The organism is Methanosarcina hadiensis, from assembly GCF_046529725.1.
Taxonomy (GTDB): domain Archaea; phylum Halobacteriota; class Methanosarcinia; order Methanosarcinales; family Methanosarcinaceae; genus Methanosarcina; species Methanosarcina hadiensis.
Map to the genome: position 1 here is coordinate 2323352 of NZ_CP136241.1, position 17965 is coordinate 2341316.

At 40.5% G+C, this 17965-nt stretch carries 19 protein-coding genes; 12 read left to right on the forward strand and 7 right to left on the reverse strand.

Going from position 1 to position 17965, the window contains the following annotated elements:
* Positions 1–374: 374 nt before the first annotated feature.
* The 5 genes from RSJ42_RS09745 to RSJ42_RS09765 all read left to right on the forward strand — a co-directional run bounded on the left by RSJ42_RS09745 (position 375) and on the right by RSJ42_RS09765 (position 4716).
* Positions 375–911 (forward strand): hypothetical protein, encoded by a 537-nt coding sequence (locus RSJ42_RS09745; RefSeq protein WP_410507105.1) that lies wholly within the window; start codon positions 375–377, stop codon positions 909–911.
* 439 nt (positions 912–1350) lie between these two features.
* Complete coding sequence (locus tag RSJ42_RS09750) at positions 1351–1995, forward strand: cell surface lipoprotein (RefSeq protein WP_410507106.1); 645 nt, start codon at positions 1351–1353, stop codon at positions 1993–1995.
* A 24-nt stretch (positions 1996–2019) separates the two neighbouring features.
* Positions 2020–3186, forward strand: a complete 1167-nt coding sequence (locus RSJ42_RS09755; protein WP_410507107.1) for a tRNA (guanine(10)-N(2))-dimethyltransferase — start codon at positions 2020–2022, stop codon at positions 3184–3186.
* A gap of 123 nt (positions 3187–3309) precedes the next feature.
* The gene (locus RSJ42_RS09760) at positions 3310–3978 is read left to right on the forward strand and encodes a MarR family transcriptional regulator (protein ID WP_410507108.1); all 669 of its coding nucleotides are present in this window, start codon (positions 3310–3312) and stop codon (positions 3976–3978) included.
* A 42-nt stretch (positions 3979–4020) separates the two neighbouring features.
* The gene (locus tag RSJ42_RS09765) at positions 4021–4716 is read left to right on the forward strand and encodes a DUF2110 family protein (RefSeq protein WP_410507109.1); all 696 of its coding nucleotides are present in this window, start codon (positions 4021–4023) and stop codon (positions 4714–4716) included.
* Between the two features lie 106 nt (positions 4717–4822).
* On the opposite strand, the gene RSJ42_RS09770 is transcribed toward RSJ42_RS09765, so the two are convergent.
* A complete protein-coding gene (locus RSJ42_RS09770) occupies positions 4823–5563 on the reverse strand; it encodes a V4R domain-containing protein (protein WP_410507110.1) in 741 nt (246 codons plus the stop codon).
* Between the two features lie 347 nt (positions 5564–5910).
* On the opposite strand from RSJ42_RS09770, the gene RSJ42_RS09775 reads away from it, so the two are divergent.
* Both RSJ42_RS09775 and pspAA read left to right on the forward strand, forming a co-directional pair.
* Complete coding sequence (locus RSJ42_RS09775; protein WP_410507111.1) at positions 5911–6669, forward strand: PspA/IM30 family protein; 759 nt, start codon at positions 5911–5913, stop codon at positions 6667–6669.
* Positions 6670–6671: 2 nt separating this feature from the next.
* Positions 6672–6950, forward strand: a complete 279-nt coding sequence (pspAA, locus tag RSJ42_RS09780; protein WP_410507112.1) for a PspA-associated protein PspAA — start codon at positions 6672–6674, stop codon at positions 6948–6950.
* 163 nt (positions 6951–7113) lie between these two features.
* On the opposite strand, the gene RSJ42_RS09785 is transcribed toward pspAA, so the two are convergent.
* Positions 7114–7563, reverse strand: a complete 450-nt coding sequence (locus RSJ42_RS09785) for a universal stress protein (protein WP_410507113.1) — start codon at positions 7561–7563, stop codon at positions 7114–7116.
* Between the two features lie 467 nt (positions 7564–8030).
* On the opposite strand from RSJ42_RS09785, the gene RSJ42_RS09790 reads away from it, so the two are divergent.
* Positions 8031–8429 carry a hypothetical protein gene (locus RSJ42_RS09790; protein ID WP_410507114.1) on the forward strand — a complete coding sequence of 133 codons (399 nt, stop codon included), beginning with the start codon at positions 8031–8033 and terminating at the stop codon, positions 8427–8429.
* A 267-nt stretch (positions 8430–8696) separates the two neighbouring features.
* Here RSJ42_RS09790 and RSJ42_RS09795 read toward each other — a convergent pair whose 3' ends face one another.
* On the reverse strand, positions 8697–8930 hold the full coding sequence (locus tag RSJ42_RS09795; RefSeq protein WP_410507115.1) for a hypothetical protein: 234 nt from the start codon (positions 8928–8930) through the stop codon (positions 8697–8699).
* Between the two features lie 255 nt (positions 8931–9185).
* Here RSJ42_RS09795 and RSJ42_RS09800 point away from each other — a divergent pair, with 255 nt between their 5' ends.
* Positions 9186–9362 carry a 4Fe-4S dicluster-binding protein gene (locus RSJ42_RS09800; RefSeq protein ID WP_410507116.1) on the forward strand — a complete coding sequence of 59 codons (177 nt, stop codon included), beginning with the start codon at positions 9186–9188 and terminating at the stop codon, positions 9360–9362.
* Between the two features lie 397 nt (positions 9363–9759).
* On the opposite strand, the gene RSJ42_RS09805 is transcribed toward RSJ42_RS09800, so the two are convergent.
* The gene (locus RSJ42_RS09805) at positions 9760–9915 is read right to left on the reverse strand and encodes a hypothetical protein (protein WP_410507117.1); all 156 of its coding nucleotides are present in this window, start codon (positions 9913–9915) and stop codon (positions 9760–9762) included.
* A gap of 202 nt (positions 9916–10117) precedes the next feature.
* Here RSJ42_RS09805 and RSJ42_RS09810 point away from each other — a divergent pair, with 202 nt between their 5' ends.
* Positions 10118–10645, forward strand: a complete 528-nt coding sequence (locus tag RSJ42_RS09810; RefSeq protein ID WP_410507118.1) for an NTPase — start codon at positions 10118–10120, stop codon at positions 10643–10645.
* Positions 10646–10717: 72 nt separating this feature from the next.
* On the opposite strand, the gene RSJ42_RS09815 is transcribed toward RSJ42_RS09810, so the two are convergent.
* Positions 10718–11482 carry a GTPase gene (locus tag RSJ42_RS09815; protein WP_410507119.1) on the reverse strand — a complete coding sequence of 255 codons (765 nt, stop codon included), beginning with the start codon at positions 11480–11482 and terminating at the stop codon, positions 10718–10720.
* Positions 11483–12245: 763 nt separating this feature from the next.
* Between RSJ42_RS09815 and RSJ42_RS09820 the strand changes: the two genes are divergently transcribed.
* Complete coding sequence (locus RSJ42_RS09820) at positions 12246–12749, forward strand: hypothetical protein (protein WP_410507120.1); 504 nt, start codon at positions 12246–12248, stop codon at positions 12747–12749.
* Positions 12750–12876: 127 nt separating this feature from the next.
* Here the strand turns inward: RSJ42_RS09820 and RSJ42_RS09825 are convergent, their stop codons facing one another.
* A complete protein-coding gene (locus tag RSJ42_RS09825; protein ID WP_410507121.1) occupies positions 12877–15165 on the reverse strand; it encodes a PAS domain S-box protein in 2289 nt (762 codons plus the stop codon).
* A gap of 728 nt (positions 15166–15893) precedes the next feature.
* On the opposite strand from RSJ42_RS09825, the gene thiI reads away from it, so the two are divergent.
* On the forward strand, positions 15894–17111 hold the full coding sequence (thiI, locus tag RSJ42_RS09830) for a tRNA uracil 4-sulfurtransferase ThiI (protein ID WP_410507122.1): 1218 nt from the start codon (positions 15894–15896) through the stop codon (positions 17109–17111).
* Between the two features lie 229 nt (positions 17112–17340).
* Here thiI and RSJ42_RS09835 read toward each other — a convergent pair whose 3' ends face one another.
* Positions 17341–17754 carry a response regulator gene (locus RSJ42_RS09835; RefSeq protein WP_410507123.1) on the reverse strand — a complete coding sequence of 138 codons (414 nt, stop codon included), beginning with the start codon at positions 17752–17754 and terminating at the stop codon, positions 17341–17343.
* Between the last annotated feature and the right edge of the window lie 211 nt (positions 17755–17965).

Sequence of the window (17965 nt, forward strand, 5' to 3'; positions counted from 1 at the left end):
TGGAATTCTGCAGACAGGGACTGATTACTAACTTTGGGCATTTCAAAAAAGCATGAAGTACCCTAATATGCAATCAAAACACTTAAATCTCATAAAGAATTTTGTTTTGAGAAGTAAGCCAGGGTAAAGAAGGTCATGAAAATATATTAATATGTAATAAGAGTATAAAGAAAGCTAACAGCTCAAAAGAAAAAAAGTCTATAAAAGCAAGAGCTTAAGACTAAATTACATTAGCTGTTAATTAAACAAGAAAAACTAACTAATGTTCGAAAAAAATAGGGACATTAAGTTAGAAAATCGAAGTAAAAATAATATAGCCAGATTAATTCTGCAGATTTCCTAATTTCGAAACAAAAAGAGATGTGGGGAATGAAATGAAGACAAAACTCATTATTCTGCTTCTGGTTTTAAGCGTAGTTTTGTTCTCGGGATGTGCTGGAAATGAACAACCCTCCCCTGAAGAAAACCTAACACCCGAAGAAACAGTAACCCCGGAAGAAACTATTACTCCGGAAGAAACGGAAACGCCGGTAGCAACTGAAACACCGGAAGAGGTTGAGACCCCTGCAATAAATGACACAGAAGAAAATGTAACTGCGGAAGAAAACAATACCGAAGGAGGAGCAGCAGTTAACAATTCCAGTTCAAGGGTCTATACTGTAAGACTGGATAACTTCAGAGCATCTGTTCCAAGTCTTGATATCAAGGAAGGAGAAACGGTCGCCTGGCTGAATTATCAGGACAGCCCGAGGAGAGTCTTTACCCTTGTAAGCGAACAGGGGCTTTTTGATAACCAGAGTCTTTCATACAGGCGTTCTTTTGCCTATACCTTCAATGAAGCAGGGACATATGACTTTACTGTTGTCGGGCAGCCCAGGATGAATGTCACAGTAAATGTAAACGAACCCTGAATAAGTCTATCAAATACCCTAAATGACTTCTTTATAGATAAATAAAAAAATCTCAAAATATAAAAGAAATCTTAAAAATGCTTATGACGTTACCGGAAAGATTACAATACTTTCCAGTAAAATTCTTTTTTGATTAAACTTTTTCTATATCAGCTTCTGTGTCAGTTCTTTATTTCTGGAGATTTCCTTCATTTTCATAAAAATGTGACCAGAAGACAAAAAGCCGGAAACAGGTTGGTAAATAATACTTTCAAATAATACTTTCAAATAATACTTTCAAATAATACTTTCAGAACACTGGTTTTTCGGAGAAAAACTCGTAAAATCGACTACAAACAAACTATTTTTAAAAATAAGGTTTATTATATGAAAGTGTTATTATTTAATAGGATTATATTGAACTGGAAGTAAGAAAATAAACCAATTGAGGGGGGAAGTGATGAGAATAAAAAAACTGCTCCTGTTACTTGTAGTCCTGGCAGTTCTGGTTTCTGGCTGCGCTGATTCGGGAGAAGAGCAGGAGCAAGAAGAAAACTCAGGGGATGCAGGAAGTTCTGGCGGGACCTCCGGAGGAACGCAGGGATATGAAGAGATGCAAACACCGGAAGAAACAATGACGCCAGAAGAAACAATAACTGCGGAAGAGATGTTAACGCCTGGTGAAATGGAAACTCCAGTCGAAACGGAAACATTTGAGGAGACCGGTACACCAGAAGAAACAGCTGAGGAAATGCTGACTCCGGGATCTGCTGGCGGGATTGAAGCAAATCAGACTGAAAATATTACCTCAAATGGAGAAGAAGCCACAATCGAGCAGTCTCCGGAAGATGAACCAGGGACATATCTTGTAAGGCTCAGAGAATACGTATTCATTCCCTCTCAACTGGAAATAAATACAGGGGATCTTGTTGTATGGAGGAATTTTGAAGATACCCTTTTTACCCTGACCAGCGAAGAAGGACTTTTTGAAGATCAGAGGCTTGGATACGGGAATACCTTTAATTACACATTTAATGAAAACGGAAGCTACAATTTCAGCGCTAGCGGGTATCCGAACATGCAGATGACCATCACTGTAAAATAATATCCCAAAGTATAGCAACTTTAGATGATCTGTAGAACTATAGTGGAAGGGACAACAAAAATATCAGTTCCGGTGCCGCCTCCGGATGCAAATTTTCCTCCCTCGGCAGCGCCGGTGTTCTATAACCCGGAAATGGAGCTGAACCGTGATATCAATGTTGCAGCAACAGCGGCATTTGTGGAGAGGCTTCTTTCAAAAAAAGAGATAAGCAGAGAGGAGATCCGTTACGTGGATGCTTTTTCGGCTTCAGGAATCCGTGGACTCAGGATCGCAGGGGAGGTAGGAATCCATGCGACAATGAATGATTGGAGCCCTGAAGCCTTTGAATTGATAAAGGAAAATATAAAGATCAACGGGCTTGAAGAAAAAGCCCAGGCTACGCGTAAAAACGCAAATGTTCTGCTTCATGAGCAGAGGTTCCATATCGTTGATGTTGACCCTTTCGGTACTCCTTCACCCTACCTGGATGCAGCTGCAACTTCAGCATACAGCATGCTTTCGATAACTGCTACGGATACGGCGCCCCTCTGCGGAGCCCACCTCAATTCAGGAATAAGAAAGTATGCATCCATACCTCTTAACACGGAATATCACAGCGAGATGGGATTAAGGGTTCTGCTCGGAGCCTGTGCAAGGGAGCTTGCAAAACATGAAAAAGGCATGTTGCCCCTGCTCTCCCATGTTACGCGCCATTATGTCCGTACTTACCTTGCAGTCCTCCCGGGGTCGAAGCACGCTGACAGGACTCTAAGGTCCATGGGGTTCAATATACACTGCCCCAGATGCGGATTCAGGAAACCTGTTTACGGGCTTGCCGTCCACATTGAAAAGGAATGCCCTGAATGTGGAGGATTAACAAAAATTGCAGGGCCTTTATGGCTTGGGCCTTATAAAGAGCCGGAATTCTGCAATGAAGTGATCTCCAAGCTTGAAGCACACCCTCTGAATACAAAAGATAAAATCAAAAAAATAATTACATTCTGCAGGGATGAGCTCGACATTCCTATGTTCTATGACCAGCACGTCATCTGCAAAGAACTGGGAGCTTCTGCAACGGGTATTGAGAGCCTTATTGAAGCACTCAGAGCAAGCGGGTTTGAAGCTTCAAGAACCCACTTCAGCGGAACCTCATTTAAAACAGACGCTCCTGTGACCGAAATCAAGAAAATAATTCTGGCACTATCAGAATAACTGAACATTCTTTTGGAAACTGAGGATAGAAAGGATGTCCAATATTATATAAACTATTAAAGAATAATAAACGCCTGAGCTAGACCCGGAAATAATCCGCTAAAAAAACTCTATGTGATACTCATGCCTGAAGAAGATGCAGAAAAATTGTTTTTGCAGGAAAAACCCACACGTGCATTGCTATTCATAGGTTCGACGGGAAAGACCTATGCTTCTGTTATTTCAAAGGAGATAGACTCGACATTTGCTCATACAACCAGGATTCTTTCTAAAATGGAACAGTCCGGACTGATCAGATTCGCATTCGAAGGGCGGATAAAATTTGTTGAGCTTACGGAGTATGGAAAGGAAGTAGAAACTGCCCTTAAAGATTTCCGGAATATAATTGCGGAAGAGTCTCCTTTGAGAGAAGAATACCTGGCAGCAGAAGAAACGAAAACAATAGGAGAAGTCAGGGAAGACGCAGGAACGGAATACAGAGAGTCCGAAGGATGGGAAGAAACCGAAAGCACAGAAGCAAAAGAGCTTGATCCCCTCAGTGCCGAAATCCTGGAAAAGGTGGGGAATCTGAGGAGCAAAATAGAGAGCATCTACAGGGAAGCTGTTGAGAAGGGGCAGAACAGGGAAATGATTTCAAGAAAGCTTGGCCCTAACAGCCGGGATGTCAAAAAACTGCATAACCAGATTGAAAATGCAGGGACTCCTGTTGACGAAGCTGTGGTCTCAGCCCTGGAAGAAACAGAAAGACTCCTTGAATCTTACCTCAAAGGCTCAAAGCCGGAAGGTATGTGATTCCAGGCAGTACAGGAAAGTAGAATAATCGGCAGGAAGAAAATGAAAAAAGTTGTAACCCTCCAGCATATCTATGGAAAAAACAGGGAAAGGATGGCTGAGCTCCTGAAGACCCTGGTTGAGAATGAATTGAAAGATCTTGAAGTAAAGGTTGATGTATCCATTACTCCGGAAAACTGGGCAGAATTTTCCCTTGAAGGGGAAGACGAAGAGGTATCAGCAAACCTTCTGGCATCCAGATATGGGACCCCTACAAAAAAAGCTGATCCTGGCAAGGTATATATGGGTTTTCTCCAGGCTTTTTCGGAAGATGCTTTTATAGTCAATATCGGTGTCCCTGTACAGGTTGAAGCTGAGGAATTGAAAGCTCTGGGCAGCGGAAAGCCAAAGCAGGTTGCATCAAGATTCGGACTGATTCCTCACCTGCCGGTTGAAGTTGAAATCGTGGAAGCAAACAAAAAAATAAAAGCCCGCTTCACTAAAAAACAGCTTGATCTCTGGTGGGGCTGGAAAAAAGCAAGTACGGATAGAGTTGTTATCAATGCTGCTACCCGTTCGGAAATAAAAAGTGCAATTAAAAGGACAGGGCACGGGAGGGACATCTATGAAATCGAGCGCCTGGGGCTGCTTGAACATGCAGTGGTATGCAGGGAAACAACAGATGGGCCCGGAATTGTGGCGGCAATAGGCCCTCGCCTGAAGTCAGAGATGGGAGTCGTAATAGGAGATTCCCGTTAATTCCATTGTATTTTACCATTTCCGGAAGCAGTTAATTATAAATTATTATTTAAAAGGCTGATTCTGAAAATATATTTATGTAAAACCGTAGTTCCAGGAAAAGAATTTAGATTATAATCTCGAAAAGGCAGTGTGTGTGTCCGGTTCCGTAACACTCGATTTCCAGAACGCCACACTCTTTTCCCAGCTTTTCTTTGAGGATCCCTTCAATGATGCCTTCCCTGAGGGCGCAGAAAGGCTTTCCTGTTACAGGCATGGAAGTAGCCTTGAAGCTGTCTTCTACTTTAAGTGCAGGAGTGCTTTCCGTAAACACCGAGACCTGGCAATCCCCGTGGGATTCCAGAAAGACTGCGATTTCCGGTAAAAGGGCTTCAAAAGTATTTGATTCAAAATTTGAAGACACATGCTTTCCAATATCGATTCCAATCATTTTGACAACAGGGGAATTATCAATCCCGTAAGCTTCAAAGCCATACCTGAGCGCATGAAAAAGAGCTTCCATGAAGCGGAACTTGTCGTTTCCGTTTGAAGCAACTGCTTCAAGCAGGCTTCTGTAATGACCTGAGAACGGCTCCTGGGAGCAGCCCATGTACCGGGAAGTAAGGGAATAGATTTTTTTTCGCCGGTCTTCAGGATCAAACTTTTCTTCAACCAGCCTGTATGATTTCAGGTCATTGAGATGGACCGAAATAGTTGATTTGGCTTTTGCCGTATATTTTACAATTTCATCAAAAGACTTTGGCTCTTCCCTGAGCAGGTTCAGGATCTGAAGCTTAACCGGGCTGTCTACTGCTACAAACCCTTTTTCGGTATAAAAGAATTCAGTCTTGGTCTCAGGTTTTGCCATAATATCTTGAGATAAGTTGCGTTTTGAATATATAAAAAGTTCGCCTGACTACGAATAATCAGGCACAAAATATAATAATCAGTTAATTAAAATAAAAGAAGCGATAAAATGTAAATATTTAATAAAATAAAAGAAAGGAAAAAGGGGAAAAATAAACTGTAAGGTTAAATGAAATAAAATAAATACGGATAAACTAAAAATAGGACTCCAGCTAACATGAATAGGAAGAAAAAAGTGCTGCGAGAATAGTACAGGAAAGGTTTTTCAGAAATCCGTACTCTCTCAATAGGGAAGCAAAATCCGGCTGCTTAGAAATAATTTTTGAAAAAAATCAAAGGGGAAAACACATGGGATTGATCTCAAGGATGGAAACAGTGTTCAAGTCCAAAATGAACAAAGTGCTTAACAGAATGGAAGATCCGAGGGAAACCCTCGATTATTCGTATGAAAAACAATTGGAGTTATTGCAGAATGTGAAGAAGGGTGTCGCAGAAGTAACAACTTCAAAAAAGCGCCTTCAGCTCCAGAGAGCTAAACTGATCCAGAGCAATGAGAAGCTTGAAAAGCAGGCAAGAGATGCAGTCGCAGCTGACCGTGAAGACCTGGCAAGACTTGCCCTTGAGAGAAAGGCTGCCATTCAGCAGCAGGTCGATGGAATTGATAGGGAGATTATTGAGCTCGAAAAACAGGAAGAAAAGCTCATAGCCTCAGAGAAACGCCTTTCAACAAAGGTTGAAATCTTCAGGACAAAGAAGGAATCCATTAAAGCCCAGTACTCTGCGGCTGAAGCCCAGGTGAAAATAAACGAGTCAGTAACCGGAATCAGCGAAGAAATGGCAGATGTTGGCCTTGCTCTTGAAAGGGCTGAAAATAAAACCGAAGAGATGAAGGCACGCGCCGAAGCTATTGATGAATTAATGGAAGCCGGTACACTCGAAGACCTTACAGGCAGCAGAGACGATATAGAACGGGAACTTGCAAAAATCAGCACCCAGACAAGTGTTGAAACCGAACTTGCGAAGCTCAAAGCCGAAGCAGGCAAGGAAGCAGGGCAGACAAAAACCTCTGGAGAAGGCAAGGGTCCGGAAGAAGGAAAGGAGGTGTGAAGATGATTATCAGAATAATGGGGGAAGGCCAGTACAGGGCACCTGAAGCCCTATGTGATGAATTGAACGAAATAGATAACAGAATCGTAGCCCTTGTCACGGAAGGGAAAAACGATGAATTCCGGACAGAACTTGCAAGGCTGATTTCCGAAATAAAGGCAAAAGGGGAAGCAGTCGAAACCGAAGAAATAATGGAATCCGATATTATCGTACCTCCGGAAGACCTGAGCCTTGAGGAAGCAAGAGACATATTTAAGGGATCGGGAATCTTTGAAGATTAAAACCCTGAGGTTGAATAGCTCTAATTTACGGAAAGGGTCAGGAAATCCACATCAGGTCCTGAAAACGGACCTCTTTAAGTAAGTATCTCCTTACCTCAGATGCTCCATCCCTGACCCTGAAACAATCTAAGATCTAAAACAATCTGTAGATCTGGAGTTATGTTTACCGTATAATCATTACCGGAACCTTTGAGTGCCTGAACACATTTTCTGCCACGCTTCCCGTAAGGAACTTTTTTACCCCTGTAAGCCCCTGTGTGCCCATTACTATAAGATCAATATTACTCTCCTCAGCATACTCGAGAATTTTTTCAGCCGGGCTGCCTCTGAGATATACGGGTTCCACTTTAACACCTGCGTCCCGTCCTAAATTCTGAACATAACCGGTTGCAGCTCCTCCCTTGTTGGCAAGATATTCCTCAAATGCATCCGTCCAGCCCATGACAGTCCGTGCAGTGCCTGCATGCTCGGTAGAAACAACATATAGCGCATAAACTTCGGCTCCGGTTGCTTTAGCGATATCTATCCCATAAGAAGCTGCTCTTTCCGCATTCTCCGACCCATCTGTAGCAACCAGAATCTTTTTAAAACGATTTCCGATAATCTTATCCACCCCTTTATATCCTGTATTAAAATATACAGGTATTTCTATTAAAAATCATCCCGAAGGAAAAAAGTTTTCAATATAAATAATCGGAAATAAGAATCCAAACTTACCCATAAATTATTCTTCCTGAACTCAATTGCCCTTAACTTCAAATGTTAGTCCTTTTGTTTAATTCGTCCTCTAGTTTCCAGTCAGGGGACTTTTTGTCATATCCGTTATGTTTGCCCTTCGCTGGAAAAAAATAGTAAAAATATTTTATTTCATTCTATTTTATTATAAAAAAGCATATAAGGTACCTGAAATTTATTCTTATGCAAACAGTCTGATTTTAAGTAGATAATCGAATGATTTTTATGTGCTACCTATGTCTTAATCAGAAACAATCAGAAACGAAACTTTTCAGAAATAAGTCTCCGGGGTAAGCATAAATTTAAGGTAAATATAAACCCAGACAGGGTAAATTATAAACTCAGGTGATAAATCTGTCAAAAAAACAGGTATTGCTTATATTAATTCTTGCATCCGCTCTCATAGTTTCAGGCTGCACAGATGAAGACGGGAAAAAAATATCAATTTCGGGCAATGATACTGAACTAAACATCAGCCTTTCCGAGCAAACTGAAGGCAGCTGGTGCCCTGCAGGTTCCCAGATCCAGGTAAAAAACCCCACTACAGGCAGGGTTCTGAATATGACAATTGCCGGCACTGAAGAATTTGAAAATGAGACCTTCTGTAGAGCTATGATAGAAACCGGAAACGTAGAAAACGCCACCAGATTTGAGTATATGTGGTCACAGGACAAAAACACTACAGTATGGTCAAAATACGATGAAGACGGAAAGCTGTCACTGAGATATGTAAACAGGAAATAAACATATCTCCTTTTGCAAAAAGTGTCCAAGGTAGGGGGCAGGAATATTTCACCTGCCCACTATGAAGGGACTCAACGCCTTAAGAAGCGTTTGTGTCCATAGTAATATAAGGCTTCTAACTAGATAAACTTTTTTACAATGTTGCATTTACAATGCAATAGATATTCCAATTCATTCTTTGGATTTGTTGATAAATAGTGCGGGTTTTGCAAATTAAACTCCCCTGCCTGGGAAGGGCATACTGTGCTAAGTAATACAAATTGAAATTTATCTATTATTTTCTTTCCTCCTGCCATGCACGCCATGTATCAAATCCAGACTTCCTATACATGCCCACATGGCACCTATAGCTATATAGGGAAAGTATCCACCGATAAAATATGCAATAATAAAACCAATTGCCGCAATATAACTCAACAGGGCAACCATAAACCATATGTTTTTTTTCATCTTTTTCCTCTCCAGTTCTTTTTCCTCTCCATGAACCCTATTTTTCCTCATTAAAGTAATAATTTCAGTTTATTACTTTCTCGTCTGTGGAGATTAAGATAACTGGAAATTAATAATATTGTATAGGTTTTTATATAATTAGGCAAGAAATAGGAAATAGGTTTCTTAACAGGCAAGTACCTGATACCCCTGATGTGCTTTCCGGAAATCTAACCTGGCCCTGGGGGTACACTGAACTATCGACCATGGTTAAATCTAAAGTCAATTAATGAAATCAACTCACTGATGGATACAAGGGATGAAAATATGGTAGTAAAAATTAATGCCGACTTCTGTGCTTGCTGCGGAAGCTGTATAGGCGAGTGCCCTGCAAATGCAATTTCCATTAATGAAAATGATGTTTCATATGTGATTGAAGATGAATGCACTGACTGCGGATTATGTTTGGATGTATGTGCACATGGAGCAATCAGCATGGGATAAGCTTTGAAAAACTTAGATGGTTTATTTTTGATATATAAGTCAGCAAGAGCAGGTTTTCCGAATTAATTGATTTTTTTAGAGATTACCTAAGGTCAACTACCTATCCTGTACTGGAATTAAATATGTACTGGAATTAAATAATATTTTTCAAAAATGTAAAACTAATTTCTTTGCTTCCTGGTTTTCACATTGATTTTCCGATTTTCAAAATTCCATCTTTTATTTTTTTAAGTGATTCATCCAGCGAATAAAAGAAAAAAGACAGTTGTGAAACTTTTCATGGCAGGTGGGGAGCCAATGAGATCAGGTGAAAGCGCCAAAACCCTCTTTATTGCAACCTGCCATGCCTCAAGAACAGGTGTGAAACCACAATTTATTTCCATGAGACTAATAAGCTTTAACCCAGCTTTTCTCCCTCCAAATAACACCCAAAATACGTATTTTGCTCCACTTTTTTAAGGATGCTGTTTATGCTTTCCAGTGCAGCTTCCATCTTTTCCATTCTCTTTTCGATCTCACTCAGTCTGACAAGAATTTCCTGGTCTGTTGTCACAATCTCATCTCCTTATAATAAACGAGAGCCAGCATAAAGAAAGTTTCCAACGTATATTTCAGTTATTCTCTACAATATTATTAAAATCAACGTAGAAGTGCGCTTCTGGCTGCCTTAAATAAAATCAAGATATATTTTTCAGGAATAAAAAAAGGATTAAAAGGGATGAAAAAGCAGAGGAAAAAGGAAGGAAAAGAAGAATATGCTGAGAATTGCAGTAACAGGCAGCCCCGGAACTGGGAAATCAACAGTTGTGGCAAAAGTTGCGGAAAAGCTTGCCAGCCAGCCGGGCTTCAAGATCGGGGGAATCCGGACTGCTGAGATACGGAAGGGAGGGCACAGGGAAGGTTTTTCGATCCAGGACCTTGTGACAGGAGAAACAGGAACCCTTAGCCACATCAAAGGCAACGGGCACAGGCTCGGGAAGTACCGCATAAACATGGAAGACCTGGAAAGGATAGGAGTGAATGCTATCAGAAATTCACTTTTCTGCGACCTTGTTATAATTGACGAGATCGGCCCCATGGAACTGATATCCGGGGCTTTTGTTGCTGCTGTGGAGGAGGTTCTGGAATCAAATAAACCTATTCTGGCCGTACTTCATCATTCGAGCAGACACCCACTGGCCCGGAGGATTAGAAAAGAATTCGAAGTTTTAGCTGTCGATACGAAAAACAGGGATGAATTGCCGGAAAAAATCTTTAACCGCTTTGCAAGCCAGCTTTTATGAGTCGAGCAGCATCTCTATCTACCCATCAGGCAAATCGTTATCTTTTTTTAATCCTGTTCGGCTGCAGTTTTCTTAAACAAGAAGCAGCCCGTTCTGCCAGTCACTGATTATTCTGGCAGCTGTTCTCATTTCATCAATCTCGCCTTTCTTCTGCAGGAAATTGCACTGCTTGCCTATCTGTTCAAGGATGGAATAAGATTCCTCGGTTTCGAGAGTAACATTATAAAAAGACTCGAGAGCAGTTTTATTTTCCGCAAGCATTTTTTCTATTATTTTAAGGGCAACACCTATAGGGTCCCGAAGGTGGGTTGAGTCCTTTATTCCGAGCAGTCCCTGCACGTATTCATCGTTTTCGTCGAACGGGATGACTCCGGGTGTGTCCATAAACATAATGCGCGAACCTGCATTCACATGCTGCACTGCTTTTGTGTGTCCGGATATGGAAGAAGTACTCGCCCTGTGCCTGCCCGTAACACCATTGATCACTGAAGATTTTCCAACGTTCGGGTATCCGAGTGTGCCGACGAGTATATCACGCTCTTTTATGCAGGCGGATGCAAGGATCTGGTGCCTTAGCATGGTTGTTCCTGACCTGTCCTTGCTGGATATAAAAACCGTAGGGGCAATTCTGGAGAGACGGGATTTAGCTCTGTCAAGTTTTTCTTTTGAGACAAGGTCGCATTTATTGATAACTATTATAAACGGCTTCTTTAAACGGATTATCTCTTTTTCAACCTCGCTGTTTCGTGTCTCGTCCGGAAATCTGGCATCTACGACCTCGAGAAGGACATCAGCTTTTTTAATAACGTTATTTACCAGAGCTTTGTAACTTGTCATTGGCAGTGCTATAACGGAATAAGGATATAAGGATATCTTAAACCAGAGTTTAGAATATAGAATCTGAGCAAAATGTAGATAGAATCTGGGCAGAATGTAGATAGAATCAGAGAAGAATGCAGAATCTAACCAGAATTAGAATCCGACCAGAATCTGACGCAGCCTGTATCTGTAAAAAACCATGTGAGAACGTAAAGCCGCATATGGAATTTATTTATAAATAGCGACCCATACTAAAGCTGCTAATTACCACTGATTATGTTACTGTATTATTGATATCTCGTGTGTATTACAGAGTTAATAATATTTATAGGTACATAAATGATTCCAGGGGTTTTAAAGATAATTTATTTGTAATTATATTTAGATAGATATAGTATAGAGAAGTATTTTATACCAAAAAATACAACATTCTAAATGTTTAAGTATTTGTCTAGTGTCTCCGGAAAAACAGACTATCCCTTACACTTATTATTGCAATTATACCGGTCACACGATGTAACCCGGCTAGAAGCTGAATCTGTAAATTAACATCTGATGAGCTCAGGCTATGCTTAAGTTTCTTAAGCGGAAAAACAGCCATACACCGGCGAAAACAGAGTACATGTTTACAATTCAAAGTATATGCTTACGATTCAGAATATATGCTTACAATTGTTGAAATTAATAAGTGTGTTTTTAAAATATCTTAAAAATAATTCAATTAGATTAACAGAGACTTTCAGACACTGGCTGTATATAAACTTCGCAAAATGGTGACAGAATGGACAGAGATACAACCCTGGAAAAAAACATAGAAACCGAAACCAAAACGAACCGCGATATAACCCTGAATAAAAACATAGAAAACGATAAATTTTTATCCAGTTGCTGCCCTTATCCCCCGGATATTCCCTTTCCGAAAACTGATAATATTTTACATTTAATCCTCCATAATTTAAATCAGGACATAGCAGCCTTTTATATGCTGGTTAAATTCTCTTCGTATATTCCTGAGGGAAATCTGGGCTCTGAGATTCTTAAAAGGAGTATGGGAATACATAAAAATTTTGCAAATTTATTCCTGTTTACAAAAGGAGAACTTGTATTCGTACACCCTGAGTTTTTAGAGGTAACGGAAAGACTTCTATTTAAAGGGCAGGAGTGCCGCAACTTCATGAATTATACTCACAGATTATGTGGAGCAATAAACGATTATAAAATAGCTTTACAAAGAGAAGGGTATTTGCCAAACCCAAGAAGGGAGTCAATTTTGAACAATATTTAATCCATATTCTCGTTGAGTTTCCTCATAAGGAAACTCAACCTGCTATTTATTCTTGCTGCTGCCTGAGCAATCTGTATTGGAGTTTCATTTCTGCTTTTTATTGTCTGTCAGTATTCCGCCTGACAGCTCAGCTTTTGACTGTCAGGCTTTCCAATTTCCGTAAAACGGGTTCAACTATTTTCTTTTGATTTAATGGCAGCTCAATTCTGAAAGATGATCCTTTTCCCGGTTCACTCTCCACAGAGATATTGCCACCGTGCATTTCAACATATCTTTTTACCAGAGCCAGCCCAAGTCCTGTACCCTCGAAGTTACGGCTTGAGAAAGATTCGAGCTGTACAAAAGGCTTAAAAATGTCATTAAGGCTGTTTCCAGGCATCCCTATTCCTGTATCTTTAACCATGATAACTGCAGCGTCGGCTTCCTGCTTTAAGGATATATCAATCGAACCGCCTTTGGGAGTGAACTTTATAGCATTACTTAATAAATTGAATATAATCTGCCTGAACTTATTTTCATCTGCAAAAATGCATAAAGTTTTATTTTCTGGATTATAGTTCAATTTAATATTTTTCTTTTGAATCTGTGGAAGGCTTGTAGAAATAACCAGATTGATAGACTCATCTACAGAAAACTCTTCCAGATTGAGCTCATCTTCGCCTGCTTCCGTCCTTGAGAACTCCAGTATGCCACTAATAATATTAAGGAGGTTTTTTCCGCTTGAAGAAATGAACTGAGCATACCGGGATTGCTTTTCATTCAGAGGCCCTGCAATTCCTTCTTTTAGCAGGTCCGAAAAACCGATTATGGAATTCAAAGGAGTTTTCAATTCATGACTCATGTTTGTTAAGAACTCACTTTTTGTACGGTTAGCCTCCTCGGCAGCTGTTTTAGCCCTTATCAGAACCTCTTCTGCTTTTTTTCTAACGGTTATATCCCTTACAACCACAATGTTAGCGGGCTGGTTCATATAGGTTATTTTTGTACCGAGTCCTTCAATCCATAGAGGCTCTCCAAAAGGAGGATTTACTTTATAAATACTGAGATATCCTCCTTTATCATTAAGGACATTTATCTGGTCTTCAATTGCAACAGGTATTGATTCGGGAGCCAGATATTCTGCAATGCTCCTGCCTGTCACATCTTCCAGTCCCAGGCCTAATATATTTCCAACAGCGGCGTTTGCAGCTATAATTTTACCTTCAAAATTAAGTATCAGTATGCCGTCAAGAGTGTTGTTTACAAGGGTACGGAAGTTCTCTTCACTGGCTTTTAATGCCTCTTCAGCTTTCTTTCGTTCCGTGATATCCCGGACATACACTATTAGCCTCTCTTCATTTCCCAGCCTGAATTTTCGGGTTGCAACTTCAGATAGGAAAAGTGTACCGCCATTTCTTTTACTTACCCTCTCGACTGTCTTACCGCCCGTATTGTTGCTACTGTATATTACTCCGTGAATGATAACAGAAGGGTCTTCAGGAAGAAGGTCGATTACTTTTAGTTTTATGATCTCTTCTTTACTGTATCCGAAGATCCTGCAGGCTGCCCAATTACAATCAACAATTTTCCCGCTATTTGTCCCTATAATTATGCCGTCAACCGATAATTCTACAACCTGCTTGAACTTTTCTTCCGATTCTGCCAGTTCCCTTTCTACCTTTCTGGTGGCGGTTATATCGTAGACGTTTGTAAAAAAAAGATCTTTACTCTGGATATGAATAGTATTCATGTATACTTCCACGTGCCTTGTTTCCCCACTGGCAAGTTTATTGCATGAATAGAAATGACCTTTTTTTTCAGAAAAAATCCGCTGGTTAATTTCTTTACTTTCCTCCTGAGATAATATAGCAATATCTGAGAGTTTTTGTGCAGTCATTTCTTCATAAGTGTATCCATAATAAGCGCACGCAGAATCGTTTGCATCAACAATGCAATAACTGGACGGGTCTATAAGAAGTGAGACGGCAGGACTATCATTGAAAAGCTGTTTGTACCTGTTTTCGCTTTCCTGCAGTGCTTCATAATTTTTCTTTATTCTGATCAATGACTTTATCCTGGTTTTAAGTTCAAACCTATCTATTGGCTTATTGATAAAGTCATCAGCTCCGCATTGAGTTGCTTTTACTCTGTTCGGGTTCTCAAGAAACCCTGAAACAATAATTACAGGTATAAACCTGTAACTGGGATCGTTTTTCAAAATGCGGCATATCTCATAACCGTCACATTCGGGCAGCATCAGGTCTAATAGGATCAGATCCGGAAGTTCGGATTTCACAAGTTCAATGGCTTCTTTTCCGGTGTATGCAGGGATTGGAAGATATTCGTCTTCAATCTGCAGGCATAATAATTCTACCTGATCTTGCTCGTCATCAACAATGAGGACTTTTGGTTTATCGAAAACTTGCAATTCCATCATCTTAGGTGCCATTTTTTATGATTTTGCGGCTCACATAAAACCATGTTAATACTACATATAGCCCCCAACTTATATAATATATTTGTTTAGTACAGATAAAAATTTTTAGTGTCTTAACGCGTTTCATTAAAAATGATGTAAATTAAATTCTTTATCATATTCTGGATAGTCAATGAACTTAGACTTGAAACCAGTTAAAAAAACCGTAATTTTATGCTCAAAATACTACCAGTACAATAGATAAATTATATATCGATATAATAATAGTTTTAAAGACTAAGATATAAATATTAGGATGTATAGATATTATGTTTGAAGAAAATAGTTTCTTTCCAAAAGAGATGGAAAAGGGAAAGTGAAAGGAAAGTCCTCTGGTTTCTTCCTTTATTTCAATACCTTTGCCGGGAAGCAAGAATATCAGGCAGGGGTCTCTCACTGCTTTCTCTATTGACTTCTGATATTGATTCCCTTTTTAAATAGTACCCGTTATTGTCATTTCAGGTCTTCAAGCCCTTTTTTCCAGAAAAAATTTCTTTTCCTGAAAGGTTTAAAAACTCTTGCCGCTAACCGTTAGTATATCTAATATGAGCGTATATGACAGGCAATTCATGTAAGACCGAGACGATACTATAATCTTCTTGACAATCCTTTATTAACAAATCCTTTATTGACAAATCTTCTATTGACAAATCTTCTATTGACAAAAAATAAAAAGAGAAAATAAGAAAATGCAGGGCGATTCAACAGATACTATGAATGATCAGAGGACTGGAAAACAGATTGATGTTATCATAGTCCGGTATGGGGAGCTTGCTCTTAAAAGTCCTGGAGTCCGGAACTTGTATGAGAAAATTCTCATGAAAAACATTGCTGCAATGCTGGACTCGAGAAATATTCCATACTCCCTTATGCGGAGAGAGTGGGGCAGGATATTTATTGAGACTACAGACCCGCATGCAGCTGAAGCTGCGGCAGACGTTTTTGGGGTTGTCTCAACCTCGCCTGCATTAATAACGGAACCGGACCTTAAGAGTGCAGCCGGAACCTGTGCTTCTCTAGGAAAAGGCCTCATACTGGAAGGCGAGTCTTTTGCTATCCGGGCAAGAAGAAGCGGAAACCATTCATTTTCGTCTGCGGACATAGGTAGAGTGTGCGGGGATGCCGTATGGAACATGCTTGAGAATGAAGGAAAACATCCCAGAGTTGACCTGAGCTCTCCGGATAAGGAGATTTTTGTAGAGATGAGGCAGAACCTGGCTTATGTTTACCTGGAAACGGTTAAAGGAGTGGGCGGGCTCCCTCTCGGCACTCAGGGAAGCATGGTAGCGCTTATGTCCGGAGGTCTTGACTCTCCTGTTGCTGCATGGCTCATGATGAAGCGAGGCGTGATGATCATTCCAGTTTACTGCAATACCTCACCTTATGGAGAAGATGCAGCAAGAGAACGTGCTTTTGATTGCATCCGGCAGCTTCAGACCTGGGCCCCAGGCCACCAGTTCACTACCTATGAGATTCCTCATGGTCCGAACCTCAGTTCTTTTATAGACACATGTGACCGGAAAAACACCTGCCTTCTCTGCAAGCGCATGATGTACAGGGAAGCCTACGAGATTATGAAAAAAGAAGGCGCGAGTGGGATTATTACAGGCTCTTCACTTGGGCAGGTAGCCTCTCAGACTGCTGCAAACATGCATGCAGAAATTTACCAGCTTTCTATTCCGATTTATCACCCTTTAATAGCCTTTGATAAAAGTGAAATCATGGATATTGCGCGAAGAATCGGGACTTATGAGATCTCAACAAGACCGGCAGGGAGCTGCACCGCAGTGCCTGAGCGCCCCGAGGTAAAGGCAAACTATGACCTTGTAGTTCTTGAAGAGAAAAGACTTGATATCGAAAACATGGTCAGTGAGGCCTTGAAAGCTGCAAAGGTCTTCAAACTCTAAAAGGATTTCCAGGAGAAGGGTTTGAGACATCCCATCCTGAGTCAGGGATATTCCTACAGCCTCATGAAATTGCTCAAACCCGGGAAGCTTAACAGTAAACTCGGTTAAAATTTCAGTGACTCGTTAAAGTCTCAGTAATACTTATTACCTATTTCTAAGAATAAGCTGAATTCGAGAGATTTACTCCCACTTAAACCGGAAGCAGATGTAATAAAGCTTATGATAAGCTTTATTCATCATTACTGGAGCTTTCAGTCTCCTTTTTTTCTGCTCTGTGTTTATGGAGCGCCATCTCGATATTGCTGTGCAGGTCTTCTTCTTTAAAAGGTTTAGAAATGTATCCTGCTGGCTCTGTCATTTTTGCCCTTTCCAGGGTTTCGTCGTCAGTATAAGCAGTCAGATACAGTACAGGAATTTTAAGGCGAGTTTTTATTTCACGGGCAGCTTCAATGCCATCCATGTCCCCTTTAAGCATAATATCCATTAAAATAAGATCTGCGTTCGTCAGCTCCGCTTTTCTTATTGCTTCCTCTCCAGTGGATGCAGTACCGGGCACAGTGTAACCCAAATTTTTAAGTTTGTTCCTGATGTTTAGAGCGACGATGTTCTGGTCCTCAACAACCAGAATTTTTGCTTTTTTCATTGTATCTCCCCTTTGATACTGGATAAATCTTCAGATTGCTGGTAGGGATCCTTAAACCAGATTTTGGACCTGGTTCCGGAATCATTTTCAAGTTCAATTGAACCATCCAGCTGCTCGGCAAGTATATTTACCAGTTGCAGACCGGAGAGTTCGTGCTCCTGAAATCAATGTTTTCCGGAAAACCCAACCCATCGTCCGAAACTACCAGCGT

What these genes read in the sequence shown, in the direction of transcription:
- RSJ42_RS09815 (WP_410507119.1), bottom strand. Translation starts at nt 11,482, where the DNA reads ATGACAAGTTACAAAGCTCTGGTAAATAACGTTATTAAAAAAGCTGAT.
- RSJ42_RS09835 (WP_410507123.1), bottom strand. Translation starts at nt 17,754, where the DNA reads ATGAAAAAAGCAAAAATTCTGGTTGTTGAGGACCAGAACATCGTCGCT.
- thiI (WP_410507122.1), top strand. Translation starts at nt 15,894, where the DNA reads ATGCAGGGCGATTCAACAGATACTATGAATGATCAGAGGACTGGAAAA.
- RSJ42_RS09745 (WP_410507105.1), top strand. Translation starts at nt 375, where the DNA reads ATGAAGACAAAACTCATTATTCTGCTTCTGGTTTTAAGCGTAGTTTTG.
- RSJ42_RS09750 (WP_410507106.1), top strand. Translation starts at nt 1,351, where the DNA reads ATGAGAATAAAAAAACTGCTCCTGTTACTTGTAGTCCTGGCAGTTCTG.
- RSJ42_RS09765 (WP_410507109.1), top strand. Translation starts at nt 4,021, where the DNA reads ATGAAAAAAGTTGTAACCCTCCAGCATATCTATGGAAAAAACAGGGAA.
- RSJ42_RS09760 (WP_410507108.1), top strand. Translation starts at nt 3,310, where the DNA reads ATGCCTGAAGAAGATGCAGAAAAATTGTTTTTGCAGGAAAAACCCACA.
- RSJ42_RS09755 (WP_410507107.1), top strand. Translation starts at nt 2,020, where the DNA reads ATGATCTGTAGAACTATAGTGGAAGGGACAACAAAAATATCAGTTCCG.
- RSJ42_RS09795 (WP_410507115.1), bottom strand. Translation starts at nt 8,930, where the DNA reads ATGAGGAAAAATAGGGTTCATGGAGAGGAAAAAGAACTGGAGAGGAAA.
- RSJ42_RS09810 (WP_410507118.1), top strand. Translation starts at nt 10,118, where the DNA reads ATGCTGAGAATTGCAGTAACAGGCAGCCCCGGAACTGGGAAATCAACA.
- pspAA (WP_410507112.1), top strand. Translation starts at nt 6,672, where the DNA reads ATGATTATCAGAATAATGGGGGAAGGCCAGTACAGGGCACCTGAAGCC.
- RSJ42_RS09820 (WP_410507120.1), top strand. Translation starts at nt 12,246, where the DNA reads ATGGACAGAGATACAACCCTGGAAAAAAACATAGAAACCGAAACCAAA.
- RSJ42_RS09770 (WP_410507110.1), bottom strand. Translation starts at nt 5,563, where the DNA reads ATGGCAAAACCTGAGACCAAGACTGAATTCTTTTATACCGAAAAAGGG.
- RSJ42_RS09825 (WP_410507121.1), bottom strand. Translation starts at nt 15,165, where the DNA reads ATGATGGAATTGCAAGTTTTCGATAAACCAAAAGTCCTCATTGTTGAT.
- RSJ42_RS09775 (WP_410507111.1), top strand. Translation starts at nt 5,911, where the DNA reads ATGGGATTGATCTCAAGGATGGAAACAGTGTTCAAGTCCAAAATGAAC.
- RSJ42_RS09800 (WP_410507116.1), top strand. Translation starts at nt 9,186, where the DNA reads ATGGTAGTAAAAATTAATGCCGACTTCTGTGCTTGCTGCGGAAGCTGT.